This window comes from Micromonospora acroterricola, assembly GCF_003172955.1.
Classification (GTDB): Bacteria; Actinomycetota; Actinomycetes; order Mycobacteriales; family Micromonosporaceae; genus Micromonospora; species Micromonospora acroterricola.
In genome coordinates, this window is record NZ_QGKR01000194.1 from 1 (window position 1) to 2439 (window position 2439).

Consider the following 2439-nt stretch of genomic DNA (forward strand, 5'->3'; position numbering starts at 1 on the left):
GCGTCGATCAGAGGTAGTTGTCCGCCTCCTCGCAGACCTTGTCGAGGCCCTTCATCGCCGCGTCGTACGCGCTCTTGTTGCCGGCCGCGGCCGCGCCGAGGGCGGTGGTCAGCTTGTCGAGGCAACTGGCGATGACCTTCTTCTGCCGGGCCTGCTCGTCGCGGTCGTTGCGCGTTCCAGTCAGGTCCTGCTCGGTGTTGTCGAGCTTCGCCTGCATGGTCTGCAGGTCGGTCCTCAGCTTGGTGATCTCCGTGGTGTTGGCGGCAATGGTGTCGTCACGCTGGCTGACCTGACCGGCGAGGCGCTTCTCGGTCCGGTTCAGCTCGCTGTTCTTCGTGACGAACAGCCCGGTCATCACCCCACTGACGACGAAGAGCAGCGCGGCCACCAGGGCCAGCACCAGCACCGCCCGACCTCGACCGGCTGCCGGCGCACCGGCCGGGCCATACGGCGTCGCCATCCCGGGCGGAGCCGACATCGGCTGGCCGTACGCCGCGCCGGAGACCGGCTGGCCGTACGCCGGGCCCGAGACCGGCGGCGCCGACATCGGCTGGCCGTACGCCGGGCCGGAGACCGGCGGCGTGGAGACCTGTCCGGGGTATGGCGGTGCGCTGGCGGGATAGCTTGGCCCGCCCTGCGGTACGCCGTGCTGCGGGGGCACCGGCTGGGCGGCCCCGTACTGCGGCGCGCCCTGGCCCGGCCCGTACTGCTGCGGCGTGGGCTGGCCCGGCGCGTACTGCTGCGGGGCCGGCTGGTGCGGGGCGGCCTGGTGCGGGGCGGCCTGGTGCGGGGCGGCCTGGTGCGGGGCGGCCTGGCCGGCCGGGTACCGCACGGTCGGGTCGTCGTACGAACGGGCGGCCGGCGGCCCGGCGGCGTACGAGACGGTCTGGTCCGCGGCGGACGGCGGCTGGCCCGGGGCGGACGGCGGCTGGTCCGGGCCGGTCGGCGGCGTCGGGGAGGCCGGCGGGAGACCGTCCGGCGCGGTCGGTGGCTGGGACATCTGTTCCTCCAGGTGAGCAGGTCCCGCGCCGATGGGCGCGACGGACCGGGTGCGGCGGCGGGATACGCCGGGGGCCGCAGATTGGGCGGGATCGGGAAACGGCCGGCGATGGCCGTGGGTGGCGCGGCGGCGATGCCTCCGGCCGTCAGGTCAGCAGATCTTGAAACCGTCGCAGGCGACCTTGATCGGTACGGCCAGCCCGATGCCCTCGGCGTCGCGCGCCTTGGCGGTGGCGATGCCGACCACCTCCTTGCTGCCGTTGATCACCGGCCCGCCGGAGTTGCCCGGGTTGATCGGGGCGTCGAACTGGAGTGCCGGCCCGGAACCGCCCTGGGCGGCGCGCAAGGCGCTCACCACACCGGTGGTGACGCTGTCCTCCAGGCCGAGCGGAGCGCCGACGACGACGATCTGTTGACCGGACTTCACCGCGGCGGGCGCGGTGACCAGACCGGTGAACTTGCCACTGGTCCGCAGCTGCGCGACGTCGTTCGTCTTGTCGACCTTGATGATGGTGGCCGGGAAGCGCTGGTCGGTGCGCTCCAGGAAGACCTGGCGTCCGCCGCCGTCCCAGACCGCCTCGACAACGTGGAAGTTGGTGAACAGGTTCGTTCCGCCACCGGCCGCCGGCTTGCCCACCGCGAACGCCGTGCCGGTGAACTCCCCGGCCCGCACCCGGAACACGCTGGGCAGCACGGCGCTCGCCACCGCCTCCGGGTTGAACGCGGCGCCGGCCTGCTTCTCCAGCGCCTCCGCGCGCTTCTCCAGGCCGTCGAGGCGGGTGCCGTCGCCGTCCTGGGCCTGCGCCAACCGCCGGTCGGTGTCGGCGAGCCGGTCGCCGAGCCGGTCGAGCTGGTACGCCTGCACGCCGGCCACCGCCGCCAGCACCACGACGGCCAGCGTGGCGAGCACCGCCGGCCAACGGCGGCGGGTGGGACGGGTGGTCGGCTGCGGGACGGCGCCCGGCCAGCCGGCCTGCACCGGCGCACCGGGGTAACCGGCGGTGGCGAACGGCGGTGCGCTGGCCTGGTCGCCGGGGGGTGGGTAGCCACCGCCGCCCGGGAGACCCGGTCCCGAGGACGAAGGGTGGACCGGTGCGGCCGGCGGGTAGGCCCCGCCACCGGCGCCCGCCACCGGGGCACCGGCCGCGTACGGCACGGCGCTGCCCGGCGCGGTCGTGCCGTACGGGCGAGACGGCGCGGAGCCGTACGCCGCCGGCGCGGAACCGTGCGGCGCACCCGGCGCGGGGGCAGGCGGCGCCTGCGCGGAACCGTGCGGCGCGGAGGCATGGGCCGCGCCCTGGGGTGCACCCGGTGCGGAGGCGTAGGGCGCCTGCGCGGCGCCGTACGGCGCGCCCGGCGCGGAGGCCTGGGGCTGGGCAGCCGCCGCCGAGCCGTGGGGGGCCTGCGGCGAGCCGGGCTGACCAGCCGGTGCCGAGCCGT

The 2439-nt window shown here is 75.9% G+C and carries 2 protein-coding genes; both read right to left on the minus strand.

What is annotated here, in order from left to right:
- Positions 1–7 precede the first annotated feature (7 nt).
- Positions 8–1000, minus strand: a complete 993-nt coding sequence (locus DKT68_RS14580; protein ID WP_109817948.1) for a hypothetical protein — start codon at positions 998–1000, stop codon at positions 8–10.
- A 150-nt stretch (positions 1001–1150) separates the two neighbouring features.
- On the minus strand, positions 1151–2439 hold a 1289-nt coding region (locus tag DKT68_RS14585; RefSeq protein ID WP_236646900.1), incomplete at its 5' end, for a trypsin-like peptidase domain-containing protein.